Origin of the sequence: Azospirillum sp. OGB3, from assembly GCF_014192915.1 — a bacterium.
Taxonomy (GTDB): domain Bacteria; phylum Pseudomonadota; class Alphaproteobacteria; order Azospirillales; family Azospirillaceae; genus Azospirillum.
The window spans coordinates 42,499-59,004 of the sequence record NZ_JACHYN010000002.1 but is presented as its reverse complement, the minus strand read 5'-3'; the positions used below and the strand labels follow the sequence as shown (position 1 = coordinate 59,004).

Genomic DNA, 16,506 nt, shown 5'->3' with positions numbered 1-16,506 from the left:
TACAATCGGGCGGCTGTGCCCCTTGGCCGCCCGATTGCAGGAAGAGCGTCTTTCATGCGGATTGTGCTTCTCGCCCCTCCCGGGGTTCAGGCGTTGGATGTGGTGGGTCCGGCGGAGGTGTTCTGGGAAGCGGCCCGCCGTCTCGGCGATCCGAAGGCCTACGAGGTGCAGGTGATGGGCACCGCGGAGGGGCCGGTTTGCGGGACCGGCAGCCTGCGCTTCCTTGCCGACCGAACCATCCACGACCCCGACCAGCCGATCGACACGTTGCTGATCGCCGGTGACCCGTCGTTCAGCGCCATCGATCCGGCGGTGATCAACTGGCTCAGGCGCCGCGTTCCCGAAGTCCGCCGCTACGGGTCGATCTGCACGGGGGTGTTCCTGCTGGCGGCCACCGGACTGCTTGACGGCCGCCGTGTCACCACCCATTGGGAATGCGCCGACAAGCTTCGCGCTGAGTTTCCAACCCTGACGGTCGATTCGGACCAGATCTTCATTCGCGACGGCAACATCTCCACCGCCGCCGGCGTCACCTCCGGCATCGACTTGGCGCTATCCCTGCTGGAGGAGGATCATGGGCGGGAACTGGCGCTGCTGGTCGCGCGCTACATGGTGATGTTCCTGAAGCGGCCTGGGGGGCAGTCGCAATTCAGTGCCCATCTCGCCGCCCAGGTGTCGAGCCGTACCGGAATCCAAAAGATCCAGGAGTATGTGCTGGACAACCTTTCCGCCGATCTCTCCGTGGAGGCCTTGGCGTCCCAGGCCGGCATGAGTTCGCGGAATTTTGCCAGGGTGTTCAAGCGCGACGTCGGCCGGCCTCCGGCCGATTTCGTGGAAGCGGCTCGACTCGACGCGGCACGCCGGATGTTGGTCGATTCCTCCACACCGCTCCAACGGGTGGCTCATATTTGTGGGTTTGGTGACGCCGGTTCCATGAGGCGGGCGTTTGTTCGCAATATCGGCATCAATCCGGTTGATTACCGGAAGCGCTTTCGCACAACGGCGGCCTGATCCGTGAGGTGACTGCGTGGAAGCCGCACACCCCGAATGCTCGTGGGACGTGCTGGTCGGCACGCCGGTGGCGGGATCCATGATCAGGTGCAGCTTGTGCCACGAGCGATGGTTTGGCCTCCCTGCGTCACCCGCCACCACTCACCGTCGCTGAACACCGTCAGGCGGGTGCACGCAGCGGCTCTGGGTACCCAGATTTTACAGACGGGATTTCAGCGGCCGCAGCGTGGCGCGCGCCGTGCGGAAAACGGCTTGGGTGAGATCGCCCAGACGACGGCTTGCCATGCGGCTGGACGCCTCTCAGAGCCTATACGCGCCGTTCCCCAGTACCTCCGGTATACCTTCTGTAACAGGGTGCGGGGACTTTCAATAAGCGCGACGATCACCCTCGCTCCCGTCAGGGAAGTTATAGAAAAACTTAGGGTCCTCTCCGTTTGGAAGGGTCGGACCATCAACCACAACACGGCCCAAAAGCCGGTATTCTTGAAGTGACCATTCAGAAAGGGCGGGAGGATCTTGGTTCCATGTAGGGAAGTTAGGGACTCCTACGGCAATCGCACTGCCCTGCTTCCGCTGCTGACACAGCTTCCAATAGGGCGAGGCGAGGCGTTCGCCGTGCAGTTCCGGCAAGAGCCTCAGGAAGCCCGTTGCAGAGTCGCTGGGTTCGGTCTGGGGATTGGGGAGCTACCCCAAGCAGCCGGGAAGCGCAGAAGCCTCTCAGCGAGTCGCTAATGGAGGCGAACTTGGAAGCTGTTTAGAAAGCCGTTCACGGCTTTACGGAAGGGCAAACGTGCATCCCATCCGTGCACCCTACCCGCCTACTTCCCTGGAGTAGCTTCCCAGGAAAATCGAACTTACTTAGACAGGTAGAGGTATGCTGGCGGAGGGAGAGGGATTCGAACCCTCGATACCCTTTTGGGGTATACACACTTTCCAGGCGTGCGCCTTCGACCACTCGGCCACCCCTCCGCAGAGGCCGCGTTTATATCCAGCCCGAAGGCGGTGCGCAAGCCCCTGAAATCACTTTTTGGAAAAATCTTGCACCGCCTTAGGGATGATCCGCGGGACGAATCGAAGCCCTCTTTCTTCAGGCCAAGCCGCGGACCAGATCGCCCACCGTGCGGCACAGCAGGTCGATGTCCTGGTCGCGCGACAGGCGGTGGTCGCCGTCCTTCACCAGCGTCACCCGCACGTCCGCGCTGCTCAGCCGGTCGGCAAGCGTCAGGCTGACCTGCCAGGGCACATCCGGATCGGCCATGCCATGCAGCAGGCGCACCGGCTTGTCGAAGGCGATGGGCTGGCGCAGCAGCAGGTGGTCACGACCGTCCTCGATCAGGGCGCGGGTGATCGGCTGCGGCTCCGGCCCGTAGTCCGAGGGGCGCAGCCAACGACCCGTCTCCAGGATCTCGCGACGCACGGGCTCGTCGAAGAGGTCCCACATCAGATCCTCGGTGAAGTCCGGGGCGGCGGCGATGCCGACCAGCCCGGCCACCCGCTCCGGACGGCGCAGCGCGGTCAGCAGCATCATCCAGCCGCCCATCGAGGAGCCGACGAGGATCTGCGGCCCCACCGTCACGCGATCCAGGACGGCCAGCGCGTCGTCGGCCCACAGCCCGATCGTCCCCTCGTCGAACCGCCCGCTGGAGGCACCGTGGCCCTGATAGTCGAAGCGGGTGAAGGACAGCCCCTCGCCCGCCGCCCATTCCTCCAGGGCCAACGCCTTGGTGCCGGTCATGTCGGACATGAAGCCGCCCAGGAACATCACGCCGGGGGCCAGCCCTTCCGGGTCGCGGCCGGGGGTGTGACGATAGGCTATGGTCGCGGCGCCGCGCTTCAGGCTATGGTGCGCGCCGCCCGGCGACGGGACGGGGCCGGCTGCGGGTTCGGTCATATCGGATACCTCTGTGGGCCAGGACTTTAGGAATCTGTGACTATGGACGTCGAATCCCAGCTTAGCACCGGCGAGGACCCGCGCAACCCGGCCAACGCCTTCGCGAAGGGCGCCTTCGCGGCCGCCGGCCGCCGGCCGGTCGTTCTCCAGGTGCTGCCGGCGCTGGTCACCGGCGGGGCCGAGCGCGGCTGCATCGACGTGGCGCTGGCGCTGGCCCAGGCCGGCGCGCTGCCGCTGGTGGCGTCCGAGGGCGGGCCGATGGCGGCGGAGCTGGACCGCGCCGGCATCCGCCACATCACCCTGCCGCTGGCGTCCAAGAACCCACTGGTCATCCGCCGCAACGCGCGCAAGCTGGAGGCGATCATCCGGGAAAACGGCGTGGACATCGTGCACGCCCGCTCCCGCGCCCCGGCCTGGAGCGCCTGGCTGGCCTGCCAGGCGACCGGCGCGCGCTACATGACCACCTTCCACGCCCCGTACAATTACAAGAACGGGCTGAAGCGCTGGTACAATTCGGTGATGGCGCGGGGCGAGCGGATCATCGCCATCTCCGGCTTCATCCGCCGCCACATCCTGGAGAATTACGACGTCGATCCGGCGGTCATCCGCACCATCCACCGCGGCATCGACCCGCTGTCCTTCGCGCCGGAGCGGGTCAGCTCCGCCCGCATGATCCAGCTCGCCCAAAAATGGCGGCTGCCGGACGACAAGCCGGTGATCCTGCTGCCCGGCCGCCTGACCCGGTGGAAGGGCCAGACGGTGCTGATCGACGCTCTGGCGAAGCTGGGGCGCAAGGACGTCTGCGCGCTGCTCGTCGGGTCCGACCAAGGCCGCACCGGCTACCGGCAGGAGCTGGAGGAGCAGGTGCGCCGCGCCGGGCTCGAAGGCGTCGTCACGATGACCGACCACTGCAACGACATGGCCGCCGCCTACCGGCTGTCCACCGTCGTCGTCTCCGCCTCGCAGGAGCCGGAAGCCTTCGGGCGGGTGATCGTCGAGGCGCAGGCGATGGGCCGCCCGGTGATCGTCTCCGCCATCGGCGCCTACCAGGAGACGGTGATCCCCGGCGAGACCGCCTGGGTGGTGCCGCCCGCCGATCCCGATGCGCTGGCCAAGGCGCTGGACGAGGCGCTGTCCCTGACGACGGAGCAGCGCGACGCCATCGGCGCCCGCGCCCGCGCCTTCGTCGCCGAGCGCTACACCAAGCAACGCATGTGCGCCGACACGCTGGCCGTCTATGCGGAGCTTCTCACCGAGCCCAAACACGCCGCAAAAGGCCGCTGAGCCGCCCATTCTTCCCGCCCGTCACACCACCGGACCTCATGACCGACATCGTCCAGCTTTCCGGCATCGCCTCCGTCATCGACCGTTACGACGGGGTCATTCTCGACCTGTGGGGTGTCCTGCACGACGGGGAACAGCCCTATCCCGGCGTGCCGGAGTGTCTGGACCGGCTGCGCGCCGCGGGCAAGGTGATCTGCCTGCTGTCCAACGCGCCGCGCCGCACCGGCGGCGTCATCGCCAAGCTGGACGGCATGGGCATCGGGCGCGAGCGCTATCATCACGTCATGACCTCGGGCGAGGCCGCCTACGACGCGCTGCGCGACCGCGACGACCCGTGGCACGCCGCTCTGGGCCGGCGGCTGTACCACATCGGTCCGGACCGCGACATGGACGTGTATGAGGGTCTGGACTACACGCTCGCGGCGTCGCCGGACGAGGCGGATTTCGTCGTGAACACCGGCATCGTCGACTTCGGGGAGTCGCTGTCGGTCTACGAGCCGGCGCTGGAGGCCTGCCGCCGCCGCAACCTGCCGATGGTCTGCGCCAACCCCGACCTGATCGTGATGGTCGGCGAACAGATGGTCATCTGCGCCGGCACGCTGGCCCAGCGTTACGAGGAGATGGGCGGCGACGTGTTCTGGCACGGCAAGCCGCACGCCCCGGTCTACGACCGCTGCCTGTCACTGATGGGCATCAAGGACAAGGGGCGCATCCTGGCGGTGGGCGACAGCCTGCGCACCGACGTCGCCGGAGCCAACGCCGCCGGGATCGACGTGGCGCTGGTCACCTTCGGCATTCATCGCGAAGAGCTGGGCGGGGCTTGGGGCGAAGCGGTCGATCCGGCCAAGCTGGCCGCCGCCGCCGCGGCATCCGGCCACCAGCCGACCTACGGCCTGCCCAGCCTGCGCTGGTGAGACGGCAGCCGTCCCGTCCCCGGTTCAATCGAAGGGCGGGATGGCGTCGTCCATCGCCTTGCGCAGGATGCTGGACGGTCCGTCTTCGGAAAAGCCGCGGCTTCCGATGGCGTTGCGGAAGTAGCTGACAATGAAGACGCGGATGGAGGCGGTCAGATTCGCTTCGCCACGCCTTTGATCGATCTGGGTGCAGATGTCGTTCAGCGTCAGCCCCTCACGCTCACAGATTTCCTTCAAGGAGTCCCAAATATAGGGCTCCATCCGAAGACTGGTGCGCCGGCCGGAAACCTTGACATTGCGACAGACCAGGACCGGCCCTTCCTTGTTCCCCTGTCTGCCCGCCATATCGTTGCCCTTGGTCCCCTGCCGTTGCGGAAAGGCGCTCGCGTTTCCGGCGAATATACATTCACTTGTATGATGATATTGCAAGCGGCGTGTGGGCACAAAGCCAATTTCGACCGGGGGTCGCGATCCTGGCCCGGGGTTCACCGTTCCAGCCGCTGCGCAACCTTGGCCCGGGCAAAAGCCGCTTCCCTTCCCGGGCGCCTTCGCTGTACCAGTGCTTCGATGGGCCAACACAAGCTGTAGTGGCCGCTTCCGGTGGAGAACGAGCGATGGTGCGACCGGCGGCGTGGGGGATCGCGGTGACGCTGATGGCCGGGCTGGCGCCCGTTCCGCCAGCGCGCGCGTCCGACCTGCCGATCGACCGCATCCGCGCCGAGGTGTCGCGCCTCGTCCCGCCGCCCTGGACCGTCGAGGAGGTGACGGCGGACCCGATTCCCGCCCCGGCGCCCGATGGCAAGGCCACCGCGAAATCCACCGAATCGCGCACCGCCGTCCGAATCGGCGCCAAGCTGCGGCTCGCCAAGCCGACCTACGCGGTCGAAAGCCGCGACGGCGCCGTGACCTTCATCCGCCCCGTCGCCGAAGCCGGGCTGGAGAAGACGCTGACCGCCACGGCGCTCGCCACGCTCGGCCCCAAAGGCTGGAACGCGCGCATCGAATTGCGCAACCCGGAGGTGCTGGAGGGCATCGGCCAACCGCTGGAGGAACTTCCGGGCCGCCCGGTGCTGGCCGGCTCCGCCGAGGCCAACCGCCTGCGCGAGCAGATTGCCCGCGACGCCGAGGCCCGCGGCGCCGAGGAGGACGTCCGGCGACGCCGCGAGGAGGATTTGCTCGCCCGGCAGGCCGCGGCGACCAAGGCGGAGGAGGAGCGCGCCACCGCCGAACGGCGGCAGGAGGAAGCCCGCGCGGCGCGGATCGCCGATCTGCGCACCCGGATTCTGGGCGCCGACCGCCCGACGCGGATCGCCGCCTACGAGGCGGCGCTGGGCGGCAACGACCCGGCGCTGCGTCAGATCGCCCTGGAAGCGGCGCTGCAGAGCCGCGACCCGGTGCTGGGCAATCTGGCGCTGAAGGACTGGATCGCCCGCCGCAGGGCCGTGCCGGTGCAGCTGTACGCGACGAAGGAGGACCCGCATTCCGAAACGGTGCTGAACAATCTGGGTCCGCTGACGCTGGAGATCGATTCCGTCAACCCGGTCAACGGCGCGCTCGCCGGACGGCTGGGCGCTCCCGGCTACAGCATCGCCAAGCCCTCCGCCGCCATCGGCGCGCTGGCGCAGACCACCCTGACGGTGAACGCCTACGGCTGCGCCCTGTCGCTGCGCCTGACCGAGCAGAAGACCCTGGACGGGCTGTTCCGCTGCCAGACCCTGCCCGCGCTCATCGCCCGCGTCACCGTGGACTGAGGCGACGGATGCGCCGGCTTGCGCTTCCCCTTCTCGGCCTGCTGGCGCTGTTCGGTGGCCCTTCGGCCTGGGCTGAGGAGGCCGAGCCGATCGTCACGCCGCGCCCGCCACCGACCGCCGTTCTGCCCGGGATGACGCCGCTGGGAGCGGCGGGGACGGCGGCGCCACAGCCCGTGGCGCCGCTCCTGCCGTTGCCGGTGCTGACGCCACCCGCGCCGGCGACGGCGCCGGAGCCGGCTACCCCCGTTGCCTCTGCCCCTGCCGGGGCGGAGCCTCCGGCGCAGGCCGTCGCCGATACCGTCGCCATCCCCCTGCCCGCCCGCAAGCCTTCCGGTCCGGCACCCGCGGCGGTCGCCGATAACACCCCGACGAACCGCTTCAAGGGCGGCTACGCCAAGGCTTCGAAGGAAGACCGCGGCTGCGCCCTGCCCGGCCATATCACCGAGGAACGCGGCACCGACACGCACCGCCCGGCCATCGCCGTGGGAACACGGGTTCGTGTCCGCGCCGCCGCGAACCTGCGCGTCGCCCCCTTCTGCGACGCCAAGGTGGCGGACGTCCTGGAGCGTGGGGAGACGGTCACCGTGATGGCCGCCTTCGGCTCCTGGTACGAGGTCGGGCGGAACGGGCGGGCGCTGGGCTTCGTCGGGGCGTCCCTGCTCGCCGGGACGAAGGGCCGCTAACCCTTCACCCGGGCGGCCTCGACCATGAAGCGGCGCCAGATCTCCGCCGGGACGGAGCCGCCGGTCACCCCCTTCATCGGCGTGTTGCCGTCGTTGCCGACCCACACCCCGACCGTCAGACCGCGCCCGGCCACGCCGTCGGCGAAACCGATGAACCAGGCGTCCCGATAATCGTTGGTGGTACCGGTCTTGCCCCCCGCCCCGCTCTTGGCGAGCACCGCCGGCAAGCGGGCCATCTTGCCGGTGCCGTCCCGTATGACCGACGCCAGCATGGATTTCAGGGTAGCGGCGGTCTGCGGATCGACCACCCGGTCCGCCTTCGGCGGCGTGTAGCTGTAGATCGTCCGCCCGGCCGGATCGCCGATGCGCTGGAACAGATGGCCGCTGACCTTGCTGCCGCCGTTGGCGACCACCGCGTAGGCCTGGGTGATCTCCAGCAGCGAGACCTCGCTGACGCCCAGCGCGAGGCCGAGATCCGGCTCCAGCGGCGATTCGACGCCGAGACGGCGGGCGGCGGCGGCGATCTCCTCCGCATGGCCACGGGTCAGGCGGGCCGAGGCCGTGTTGGTGGACTGGGCGAAGGCGTCGGCCAGCGTCACCGAGGACGGGTAACGGTTGTCGAAGTTGCGGATGGCCCGCCCGTCGGTGAACTCCATGCGCGAGCCGTCGATGCGGGAGTCCGGGGTCAGCCCGCGCTCCAGCGCCGCCAGGAAAACGAACAGCTTGAAAGCCGAGCCGGGCTGGCGGCGCGCCTGGAGCGCGCGGTTGAAGTGGTCGCGCCGCGCCGCCGCGTCGCGCCCGCCGATCATCGCCAGGATCGCTCCGTCGCCGTCCAGGGCGACCAGGGCGACCTCCGCGTCGCCCAGGCCCTTGGCGTGGCGCTTCAGGGTGGCTTCCACGCTGCGCAGGGCGGCCGCCTGGAGGTCGCGGTCGAGCGTGGTGCGCGCGGTGAAGGTCGGCCCCGGAAGGTCGCCACCGTAGCGGTCGGCGGCGAAGCGGTCGAAGCGGGCCTTGGCCGTCTCGCGGAAATGGCCGGTGGACAGAACCGCCGCCTTGTTGGCGGCGGCCAGCATGGGGCGCTGGCGCTTGGTCTGCTCCGCCGTGCGCTCGGTGATGAAGCCCGCGTCGGCCATGGCGTCGAGCACCAGGGCGGCCTTCGCCTCCGCCTTCTCCAGGTCGGCAAAGGGGTTCAGGCGGGAGGGGGCGGGCAGCGCGCCGATGAGCATCGCCGACTCCTTCAGTGACAGCTTGCCCGCCGGCTTGCCGAAGAAGACGCGGGCGGCGGCGTCCACCCCGTACGCGCCGAAACCGAAATAGGCGCGGTTGAGGTACAAGTACAGGACGTTCTTCTTGCCGAGCTGTTCCTCGAAATCGCTGGCGCTGTACAGCTCGTACGCCTTGCGGGACCAGCGGTTGTAGCGGTTGAGGAAGATCAGCTTCATCGTCTGCTGGGTCAGCGTGCTGCCGCCCTGGCTGAAGCGGCCGGAGGTCACCGCCACGGCCAGCGCGCGGGCCAGACCCTGGAAATCGATGCCGTCATGCTCCAGATAGCGCCGGTCCTCCTTGGCGATCAGCGCCTGGATCAGGTGCTTCGGCATCCTCTCCAGCGTCAGCGTGTCGCCGTACGTCTCGCCGATGGAGCCGATGAAGCGCCCCTGCCGGTCGAGGAAGCGCACACCGTGGCCGCGGTTGTACGCCAGCACATCGTCAACGGTGCGGAACTCGTCCCCGAACAGGTCCATCGCCTGGGCGGGGGGCGGCACTGGGAGGCCGGACAGCAGCGGCAGCGCAAGCGTCAAAGCCAGGGCAGCGCGGCGGAGCAGGGATGATCGGAGCATCGGCCGAATGGTGGAGGCGGAATGAGCCTCACGTCGGCGCACCGTCCCGCTTCCGCAATACCGCTACTCCGTATTTGCGAATCCCCGGAGCGGCACCACCCAACAAAAAAGCCCGCCGGAACCGGCGGGCCTTTTTTGGGGACGCGTGTGCTCTGCGGACGGTGGGCGGGCCGTCGCGCCGAAGGGTCACCTCGGCGCGAGGACCATGACCATCTGGCGGCCTTCGAGCTTGGGCATCTGCTCGACCTTCGCCAGTTCGTCCAACTCGTCGCGCACGCGGACCAGCACGTTCATGCCAAGATCCTGGTGCGCCATCTCGCGCCCGCGGAAGCGCATGGTCACCTTGACCTTGTCGCCTTCCTCAAGGAAGCGGCGGGCCGAGCGCATCTTCACGTCGTAGTCGTTGTCATCGATGTTGGGTCGGAGCTTGATCTCCTTCACCTCGATGATCTTCTGCTTCTTGCGCGCCTCGGCCGCCTTCTTCTGCGCCTCGTACTTGTACTTGCCATAGTCGAGGATCTTGCAGACAGGCGGCTCCGCTTGCGGAGCGATCTCGACGAGGTCGAGGCCCGCATCCTCAGCGGCCAGCAGCGCATCGCGCAGCGAAACGACGCCCACCATCTCGCCGTCGGCACCGACGAGACGGATCGAGCGAGCCGTGATCTCCCGGTTTACCCGCGGTCCATCGCGGGTCGGAGCGGCTTCGGACGGTATCCTGGCTATGGACGCTTCTCCATGACTGGAAACCCACCGGGGCGCGACCTCCCGGAGGGAAGCCCACCCGAACAGTGCGGTCGGTTAAAACGGCGAATCGAAAGCGGCGGCGCCCGCGGGGGACCGCGCCTCCTCATTCAGTTTATTGAGCGCGGCGTCGAGGGCAAGAACTTCCTGATCCTTACCACCGAGGGTACGGAGGGCGACGGTCCGTTCCTCCGCCTCGCGCTTGCCCACAACCACCAGGACGGGAACCTTCTGAAGGCTGTGTTCGCGGACCTTCAGGTTGATCTTCTCGTTCCGGGTGTCGAGTTCGGCGCGGATGCCGCGGCGCTTCAGCAGGCTGACCACCTCCTGCCCGTAGCCGTCGGCCTCGTTGGTGATGGTGCACACCACCGCCTGGACCGGGGCGAGCCACATCGGGAACTTGCCGGCGTAATGCTCGATCAGCATGCCGATGAAGCGCTCCAGCGAGCCCAGGATGGCCCGGTGCAGCATCACCGGACGGTGACGGGCGCCGTCCTCGCCGATGTAGGAGGCGTCCAGCCGCTCGGGAAGGTTCGGATCATACTGGAGCGTGCCGCACTGCCAGGTGCGCCCGATGGCGTCGGTCAGGTGGAACTCCACCTTCGGGCCGTAGAAGGCGCCCTCGCCCGGCAGGTCCTCATACTCCAGCCCGGCGGCGTCGAGCGCCTGGCGCAGCGCGCCCTCCGCCCGGTCCCACAGGTCGTCGGAGCCGGTGCGCACGTCGGGACGCAGCGCCAGCTTCACGGCGATCTTGTCGAAGCCCAGATCCCGGTAGACGCCGAGCTGCAGCTTGAAATACTCCGCCGCCTCGCTCGCCACCTGGTCTTCCGTGCAGAAGATGTGGGCGTCGTCCTGGGTGAAGGCGCGCACGCGCAGGATGCCGTGCAGCGCGCCCGACGGCTCGTTGCGATGGCAGGACCCGAACTCCGCCATGCGGATCGGCAGGTCACGGTAGGAACGCAGCCCGTGCTTGAAGATCTGCACATGGCCCGGGCAGTTCATCGGCTTGATGCCGAGCATCTTCTCGCCGTCGTCGGCCGAGACCTTGAACATGTTGTCGCCATACATGTCCCAGTGGCCCGACGCCTTGAACAGCGAGCTGTCGATGAGCTGCGGCGTCTTGACCTCGACATAGTCCGCCTGGCTCAGCTTGGCGCGGATGTAGGTCTCCAGCGTGCGGAACAGCGTCCAGCCCTTCGGGTGCCAGAAGACCGAGCCGACGGCCTCCTCCTGCACGTGGAACAGGTCCAGCTCCTTGCCCAGCCGGCGGTGGTCGCGCTTCTCCGCCTCCTCAAGCTGGTGCAGGTAGGCCTTCAGCTCCTTCTCGTCGCGCCAGGCGGTGCCGTAGATCCGCTGGAGCATCGGGTTCCGGCTGTCGCCGCGCCAGTAGGCGCCGGCCACCTTCATCAGCTTGAAGCCGTTGCCGACCTTGCCCGTGGTCGGGGCGTGCGGGCCGCGGCACAGGTCCAGCCAGTCGTCCTGGCGGTAGATGCTGATGTCCTGGTCCGCCGGGATCGCCTCGATCAGCTCGGCCTTGTAATGCTCGCCGAGCTTCTTGAAGTAGGCGACCGCATCGTCGCGGGTCCAGACCTCGCGCACGATGGGAACGTCCTTGGCGACGATCTCGCGCATCTTCGCCTCGATCTTCGCCAGATCGTCGGGCGTGAAGGGCTCCTCGCGCGCGAAGTCGTAATAGAAGCCGTTGGCGATCGCCGGACCGATGGTCACCTGCGTGCCCGGATAGAGCTTCTGCACGGCGTCGGCGAGGACGTGGGCGGCGTCGTGACGGATGACCTCGAGCGCGTCGGGATGACTGCGCGTGACGATCTCGATCCTGGCGTTGGTGGTGACGGTGGTGGTGAGGTCCTTCACCTCGCCGTCGAGCTTGACGGCAAGCGCATCCTTGGCAAGGCGCGGCCCGATCGACTGGGCAATCTCAAGCCCCGTCACCGGCCGGTCGAACTCCCGCACGCTGCCGTCGGGCAGCGTGATGGCGATGTTGGACGTCACCGAAGTCACCATTTGACTGTTTGCATCGCACCCGGCGCATGCCGGGAGGCGAAACTTCTAATGCGGGCGGGCTTTCTGTCAAGGGCGCCGGGGGCGTTTCCGGCCTGAATCGGCCGCCCGGACAGCGAATTTTCTTGCATTATTAATTCACGGCAAAATTATCTCATGACGGTTTGCGCGCGGGCCTCGGCTCGCCGAACCGGTAGCCCTGGCCGAAATCGATGCCGCTGCGCAGGATCGCGTCGAGTTGCGCCTCCGTCTCGATCTTCTCGGCGATGAGGTCGATCCCCGTGCCATCCAGGCGGCGGCGCAGCGCTTCAAGGCGCGGGGCCATGACGGGGTCGAGCAACAGGCCGCAATCCAGCTTCACGTAGCGGATTTCGTGGCGAAGCAGCGCATCCACGTCGATGTCCAGGTCGCTCACCCGGTCCATGGAGAAGCGGAAGCCGATGCGCGACAGCTGCGACAGGATGCCCATCGTCACCGTCCCGCCCGCCCGCAGTTCCTGCTGGCTCAACTCGAACACCAGCTTGGGCACCAGCGTCTGGTTCCGGGCCAGCAGATCGAGGAACTGCCGCATAAAGTCCGCGTCGCTGAGCGTGGCGGTGGACATGTTGCAGAAGAAGCCGATGGCGTGCTGGCGCCGCTCCGTCTCGCGGATCAGCTGGATGCAGCGGACCAGCAGGAGATTGTCGATGGTGGCCATCAGCCCCGCGCGCTCCGCGATCTCCAGATAGCGGTCGGGCAGGATCAACGACCCGTCGGCGGCGCGCACGCGCGAAAACACCTCGAAGAAGCGGTGCTTGCCCTGCGGCAGGCTGACGATGGGCTGGAGGTGGATGTCGATCCGGTCGGCGGCCAGCGCGTCGCGCACCGCTTCCAGAACGGCGGCGGCGTCCATCGGCGTTGCCGCGGCGATGGTCGGTGACCGCAGTTCCGGCGGGCGCGGGACCTGGAACGCCGGCCGGACCGGCTGGGGGGGACGCGGCGGTTCGGCGGCCTCGGGCGGGCGGGATTCGCCGAGCCGGGCGACCAGCGTGTGCAGGAGCCTGACCTCCTGAAGGACGGCCTCGTGGGCGGCGGCGGAGTGGCCGGGCTCGGCCGGCGCGGTCCGCCGGTCCAGCCGTTCGACCAGCGCCTCCACACTCTTCTGAAGACTGTCCAGGCGGCGCAGGGTGTCACGCTCCCTCCGGGCCAGCCGGCAATGCAGATCCACGGCGACGCCCGCCAGAAGGACCAGCCCGCCGCCGAGCCACCCCACCGCCGGGTCGGTGCCCGGCGACAGGTCCGGCAGGCCGACGGCGACCGAGGCCGCCGCGGCGACGGCCAACCCATGGATGAAGGCCGACTTGACCAAGGCCGACTTGATCAGGGCCGCCATGCGCCGGTTCTCCCCGCTCGGCTCAGCGGTGATCCGCCCCCACCGCGTCGCTCAACGAGGCGAATCCGTCGCGGCGCAGCAGGGCGGCAAGGTCGCGCCGGATCGCCAGCACCAGCGCCGGCCCGGCATAGACCAGTGCGGAATAGAGTTGCACCAGCGAGGCGCCAGCGCGGATCTTGGCGTAGGCGTCGGCCCCCGACGCGATGCCGCCCACCCCGACCAGCGGCATTTTGCCGCCGGTCAGCCCGTACATCTCGCGCAGGACGGCGGTCGAGGGCGCGAACAGCGGCTTGCCCGACAGCCCGCCGGTTTCCCCGCGCAGCGACTCCGGGATCTCCGACGGCCGGGCGATGGTGGTGTTGGACACGATCAACCCGTCGATGCCCGTCTCCAAAACGACCGCGGCGATGTCGGCCTTGTCCTCGTCGGTCAGGTCCGGGGCGATCTTCAGCAGGACCGGCGGCGCCTTGGCGAGCCTGCAGGCCGACCGGGCGTCCAGCACGCGGCCCAGCAGGGTGCGCAGCGGCTCGCGCCCCTGGAGCGTCCGCAGGCCGGGCGTGTTGGGAGACGACACGTTGACGACCAGATAGTCGACAAGCGACGCCACCCGCGTCACCCCGAGGACGTAATCGTCCGCCGCCTCGACCGTGTCCTTGTTCTTGCCGAGGTTGGCCCCGACGATCCCCGGCGCCTTGCGCCCGCCGGACAGGCGCCGCTCCAGCCGCTGGGCGAAGGGCTCCAGCCCCTCGTTGTTGAAGCCCAGACGGTTGATGACGGCGCCCTGCTCCGGCGCGCGGAACAGGCGCGGCCTGGGGTTGCCGGGCTGTGGGCGGGGGGTGACGCTGCCCGCCTCGACGAAGCCGAAGCCGAGACGCAGCATGGCGTCGACCACCTCGGCGTTCTTGTCGAAACCGGCGGCGAGGCCAACCGGGTTGGCGAAATCCAACCCCATCACCCTGGTCCGCAGGATGGGGTCGTCCTTTTCCCGAACCGGCGGCATCAGCCCGCTCGACAGGACCTTAATGGTCAGCCCGTGCGCCGTCTCCGGATCGAAGCTGCGCAGGACGGGGCCGACGATGGGAAACAGGTCGATCACGGTGTGGTGTCCTTGAAGGTCGCCGGAAAGAGGTGGCGTCCGTCCGGCCCCAGCGGCAGCGGATCGGCGCGCAGCACCGCCGCGGACGGCAGCGGGCCGTAGAGATGGGGAAAGAGTTGGCCGCCGCGCGACGGCTCCCAGCGGAGCGCGTCGCCCAGCGCGGCGCCGTCCACGGTCAGCAGGACGAGGCCGTCCTGGCCGGCGCGGTGCTTGGCGGCGCTTTCCTCGACCTGGGCGCCGGTGGAGAAGTGGATGAAGCCGTCCGCCGCATCCTGTGACGAGCCGTGGTAGACCCCGGCGGCACGCGCCTGATCCCACTCCGCGGCGCGGCACATATGAAAAATGATCCGTTCAGTCATGGCGGGTCGACCTTACCGCAAAGCCGTCCGCCGAAGCCAGCCGTGGCAAAGATGGGAGGGCCGACGGAACGTTGATAATTTCAGAATGGGACGTTGCGCTGTTTGCTTCGCAATTTGCAAATGTGGCTTTGGAAATCCCACGGCATTTTGCAGAAGGAAAATTCGCCGCTCCGCCGGACCGCACCGCGCCGGCCACACGGAAAAGCCGCAGAATCAATGATTCCTCAAGGCATCCGCCCCATTGGCGGCAACTTTTCAGAACTGGCATCGGGTTTGCTGAGAGATGGGCAAGCAAGGAGAAGCCCCATGAACGCGATTGCGATGAATGTTGTGAAGGAAAGCCGCCCGGTGGAACACGCGCTTGATTCGCGCATCCATGGGGTGATCGTGTCCAGCGTGGACAGCGCCCCCTTGGCCGCCATCGTCGAGCCCAGCAGCACGCCCGTTCCGCTGAAGCCTTCGGCGGCGATGCTGGCCGCCGGGTCGCGCGCCGGCGGCGTCTCGGTCGAGACGGCCTGGAAGATCTATCTGGCGATGATCAAGGAAGCCGCCTGACCGGTCCGTTCCAACCTCTCCTTCCGCCACGGCGGTCCGGAATGGCTATCCGGCCCGCCGGAGCGCGACGGGAAGACGCCGTTGCAGAACGAGAGGTCATTCGATGTCGTCGTAGAACTGGAACCCGCCGATCTCGGCACAGACGCTGCGCCCTTGCGCCCATCGCGGGTTCGCCCCCGCCCGGTGCAGGTGAGTCGCTCCACCCGTCGGGTCGTCGAGCAGACCGGCCACCGCCCGGCGGGCGATCCGCTGGGCGGCGGCGAAGACCGGGTCCGCGGCGGTGACCGACAGCAGCCCCAGCCGTCCCGGCGCATCGGGGTCCCAGCAGGGAAACTGTCCCGGCAGGCGGCAGACGGCGGCGACGTCATTCCCCCACCACCACCCCCCGTGGTCGCGCGCCCGACCGACGCGGTTCATCACGACCGCCGCCACCGCCTCCATGGCGCGCACGGACTCGCCGCGCGCCTCTCCCCACAGGGTGCGGGCGAGCGTGTCGATGGCGTGACCGGAAACGTCGGCGGACGGACCCGGAGGCGGATCCTTCGGTCCGGGCTCCGGCTTGAGGACGCGCACCCTCATCGGCGGCCTCCGTCGCCGTAGGGCGGGGCGTAAGGCTGGGCGAACGGCGCGCAGCCGTTTTCCAGCTTGGTCTCGATGCGCAGCAGATGGTCGGTCAGCCGCCGCTCCACATCCTTCAGCGTCGCGACCGAGACGTAGGTCTTGGCGACCTCCAGCTTGTATGCGGCCAAACTCTCGCGGACCTGCGCCTGGGCGGTCTCGGCGCGCGCCCGTACCGTCTCCAGCGCGGACTCGGCGTCCCGTCGCAACCGCGCGATCAGCCAGAACAGCCCGCCCATGACCGGCAGCTCGACCGCCGTGATCCACCAGGACAGGTCGATGGACTCCTGCATCTCCGTTCTCCAAAAAAAGACAAAAGAAAAGGCCGCCTTCCGGTCGGGGAAGGCGGCCCGTCGGACCATCGGACTTTGTGG

The 16,506-nt window shown here is 68.4% G+C and carries 16 protein-coding genes and 1 tRNA gene; 6 read left to right on the top strand and 11 right to left on the bottom strand.

Annotated features, from left to right (window positions below; all coding sequences use genetic code 11):
• Nucleotides 1-54 precede the first annotated feature (54 nt).
• Nucleotides 55-1,011 carry a DJ-1/PfpI family protein gene (locus tag FHW79_RS04130; RefSeq protein WP_183177786.1) on the top strand — a complete coding sequence of 319 codons (957 nt, stop codon included), beginning with the start codon at nucleotides 55-57 and terminating at the stop codon, nucleotides 1,009-1,011.
• 878 nt (nucleotides 1,012-1,889) lie between these two features.
• Here FHW79_RS04130 and FHW79_RS04125 read toward each other — a convergent pair.
• A tRNA-Ser gene (locus FHW79_RS04125) sits at nucleotides 1,890-1,980 on the bottom strand.
• A gap of 118 nt (nucleotides 1,981-2,098) precedes the next feature.
• On the bottom strand, nucleotides 2,099-2,902 hold the full coding sequence (locus FHW79_RS04120; protein WP_183177785.1) for an alpha/beta hydrolase: 804 nt from the start codon (nucleotides 2,900-2,902) through the stop codon (nucleotides 2,099-2,101).
• Between the two features lie 42 nt (nucleotides 2,903-2,944).
• On the opposite strand from FHW79_RS04120, the gene FHW79_RS04115 reads away from it, so the two are divergent.
• Entirely contained in the window at nucleotides 2,945-4,186 is a 1,242-nt protein-coding gene (locus FHW79_RS04115) for a glycosyltransferase family 4 protein (RefSeq protein WP_183177784.1), read from the top strand.
• A 38-nt stretch (nucleotides 4,187-4,224) separates the two neighbouring features.
• Complete coding sequence (locus FHW79_RS04110) at nucleotides 4,225-5,100, top strand: TIGR01459 family HAD-type hydrolase (RefSeq protein WP_183177783.1); 876 nt, start codon at nucleotides 4,225-4,227, stop codon at nucleotides 5,098-5,100.
• 24 nt (nucleotides 5,101-5,124) lie between these two features.
• Here FHW79_RS04110 and FHW79_RS04105 read toward each other — a convergent pair whose 3' ends face one another.
• On the bottom strand, nucleotides 5,125-5,445 hold the full coding sequence (locus FHW79_RS04105; protein WP_082188189.1) for a ribbon-helix-helix domain-containing protein: 321 nt from the start codon (nucleotides 5,443-5,445) through the stop codon (nucleotides 5,125-5,127).
• A 269-nt stretch (nucleotides 5,446-5,714) separates the two neighbouring features.
• Here FHW79_RS04105 and FHW79_RS04100 point away from each other — a divergent pair, with 269 nt between their 5' ends.
• On the top strand, nucleotides 5,715-6,851 hold the full coding sequence (locus FHW79_RS04100; protein WP_183177782.1) for a hypothetical protein: 1,137 nt from the start codon (nucleotides 5,715-5,717) through the stop codon (nucleotides 6,849-6,851).
• Between the two features lie 8 nt (nucleotides 6,852-6,859).
• Nucleotides 6,860-7,534 (top strand): hypothetical protein, encoded by a 675-nt coding sequence (locus tag FHW79_RS04095; RefSeq protein ID WP_183177781.1) that lies wholly within the window; start codon nucleotides 6,860-6,862, stop codon nucleotides 7,532-7,534.
• Here FHW79_RS04095 and FHW79_RS04090 read toward each other — a convergent pair.
• From FHW79_RS04090 to FHW79_RS04065, 6 genes are all read right to left on the bottom strand, one after another.
• A complete protein-coding gene (locus FHW79_RS04090; protein WP_183177780.1) occupies nucleotides 7,531-9,372 on the bottom strand; it encodes a transglycosylase domain-containing protein in 1,842 nt (613 codons plus the stop codon). The genes FHW79_RS04095 and FHW79_RS04090 overlap by 4 nt on opposite strands.
• Nucleotides 9,373-9,558: 186 nt before the next feature.
• On the bottom strand, nucleotides 9,559-10,086 hold the full coding sequence (infC, locus tag FHW79_RS04085) for a translation initiation factor IF-3 (protein ID WP_035675720.1): 528 nt from the start codon (nucleotides 10,084-10,086) through the stop codon (nucleotides 9,559-9,561).
• Between the two features lie 84 nt (nucleotides 10,087-10,170).
• A complete protein-coding gene (thrS, locus tag FHW79_RS04080; protein ID WP_183177779.1) occupies nucleotides 10,171-12,135 on the bottom strand; it encodes a threonine--tRNA ligase in 1,965 nt (654 codons plus the stop codon).
• 151 nt (nucleotides 12,136-12,286) lie between these two features.
• Nucleotides 12,287-13,504, bottom strand: a complete 1,218-nt coding sequence (locus tag FHW79_RS04075; RefSeq protein WP_183177778.1) for an EAL domain-containing protein — start codon at nucleotides 13,502-13,504, stop codon at nucleotides 12,287-12,289.
• Nucleotides 13,505-13,526: 22 nt separating this feature from the next.
• The gene (locus FHW79_RS04070) at nucleotides 13,527-14,600 is read right to left on the bottom strand and encodes a quinone-dependent dihydroorotate dehydrogenase (protein WP_183177777.1); all 1,074 of its coding nucleotides are present in this window, start codon (nucleotides 14,598-14,600) and stop codon (nucleotides 13,527-13,529) included.
• Nucleotides 14,597-14,959: a DUF952 domain-containing protein gene (locus FHW79_RS04065; protein WP_183177776.1), complete on the bottom strand. Its 363-nt coding sequence runs from the start codon at nucleotides 14,957-14,959 to the stop codon at nucleotides 14,597-14,599. The genes FHW79_RS04070 and FHW79_RS04065 overlap by 4 nt, the downstream gene beginning before the upstream one ends.
• A gap of 306 nt (nucleotides 14,960-15,265) precedes the next feature.
• On the opposite strand from FHW79_RS04065, the gene FHW79_RS04060 reads away from it, so the two are divergent.
• Entirely contained in the window at nucleotides 15,266-15,514 is a 249-nt protein-coding gene (locus FHW79_RS04060; protein WP_183177775.1) for a hypothetical protein, read from the top strand.
• A gap of 96 nt (nucleotides 15,515-15,610) precedes the next feature.
• Here FHW79_RS04060 and FHW79_RS04055 read toward each other — a convergent pair whose 3' ends face one another.
• Together FHW79_RS04055 and FHW79_RS04050 are read right to left on the bottom strand one after the other, a co-directional pair.
• Nucleotides 15,611-16,093, bottom strand: coding sequence for a cell wall hydrolase (locus FHW79_RS04055; RefSeq protein ID WP_183177774.1), 483 nt, complete (start codon nucleotides 16,091-16,093; stop codon nucleotides 15,611-15,613).
• Complete coding sequence (locus FHW79_RS04050) at nucleotides 16,090-16,425, bottom strand: hypothetical protein (protein ID WP_109071805.1); 336 nt, start codon at nucleotides 16,423-16,425, stop codon at nucleotides 16,090-16,092. The genes FHW79_RS04055 and FHW79_RS04050 overlap by 4 nt, the downstream gene beginning before the upstream one ends.
• Nucleotides 16,426-16,506: the final 81 nt, after the last annotated feature.

Coding starts and splice junctions, on each gene's coding strand:
- FHW79_RS04130 (WP_183177786.1), top strand. CDS start 55: ATGCGGATTGTGCTTCTCGCCCCTCCCGGGGTTCAGGCGTTGGATGTG.
- FHW79_RS04120 (WP_183177785.1), bottom strand. CDS start 2,902: ATGACCGAACCCGCAGCCGGCCCCGTCCCGTCGCCGGGCGGCGCGCAC.
- FHW79_RS04115 (WP_183177784.1), top strand. CDS start 2,945: ATGGACGTCGAATCCCAGCTTAGCACCGGCGAGGACCCGCGCAACCCG.
- FHW79_RS04110 (WP_183177783.1), top strand. CDS start 4,225: ATGACCGACATCGTCCAGCTTTCCGGCATCGCCTCCGTCATCGACCGT.
- FHW79_RS04105 (WP_082188189.1), bottom strand. CDS start 5,445: ATGGCGGGCAGACAGGGGAACAAGGAAGGGCCGGTCCTGGTCTGTCGC.
- FHW79_RS04100 (WP_183177782.1), top strand. CDS start 5,715: ATGGTGCGACCGGCGGCGTGGGGGATCGCGGTGACGCTGATGGCCGGG.
- FHW79_RS04095 (WP_183177781.1), top strand. CDS start 6,860: ATGCGCCGGCTTGCGCTTCCCCTTCTCGGCCTGCTGGCGCTGTTCGGT.
- FHW79_RS04090 (WP_183177780.1), bottom strand. CDS start 9,372: ATGCTCCGATCATCCCTGCTCCGCCGCGCTGCCCTGGCTTTGACGCTT.
- thrS (WP_183177779.1), bottom strand. CDS start 12,135: ATGGTGACTTCGGTGACGTCCAACATCGCCATCACGCTGCCCGACGGC.
- FHW79_RS04075 (WP_183177778.1), bottom strand. CDS start 13,504: ATGGCGGCCCTGATCAAGTCGGCCTTGGTCAAGTCGGCCTTCATCCAT.
- FHW79_RS04065 (WP_183177776.1), bottom strand. CDS start 14,959: ATGACTGAACGGATCATTTTTCATATGTGCCGCGCCGCGGAGTGGGAT.
- FHW79_RS04060 (WP_183177775.1), top strand. CDS start 15,266: ATGAACGCGATTGCGATGAATGTTGTGAAGGAAAGCCGCCCGGTGGAA.
- FHW79_RS04055 (WP_183177774.1), bottom strand. CDS start 16,093: ATGAGGGTGCGCGTCCTCAAGCCGGAGCCCGGACCGAAGGATCCGCCT.
- FHW79_RS04050 (WP_109071805.1), bottom strand. CDS start 16,425: ATGCAGGAGTCCATCGACCTGTCCTGGTGGATCACGGCGGTCGAGCTG.